Consider the following 212-nt stretch of genomic DNA (forward strand, 5'->3'; position numbering starts at 1 on the left):
GGACTCGAACCATCGACCTCACGCTTATCAGGCGTGCGCTCTAACCAGCTGAGCTATAGGCCCCTAAAGGAAGTATAAAGTTCCTTCAAAACTGAACAAAAGAAGAATAGGTGTACTTACGAAACAGACGAAGCTGTTTCATAATCTCCATAGAAAGGAGGTGATCCAGCCGCACCTTCCGATACGGCTACCTTGTTACGACTTCACCCCAA

1 rRNA gene is annotated in these 212 nt (G+C 47.2%); it reads right to left on the reverse strand.

The features are described from left to right. Positions 1-153 precede the first annotated feature (153 nt). Positions 154-212 (reverse strand): 16S ribosomal RNA (locus M3196_RS21925); the annotation flags it as partial.

It is taken from the genome of Fictibacillus nanhaiensis (genome assembly GCF_023715445.1).
In the GTDB taxonomy this organism is placed as follows: domain Bacteria; phylum Bacillota; class Bacilli; order Bacillales; family Fictibacillaceae; genus Fictibacillus; species Fictibacillus nanhaiensis_D.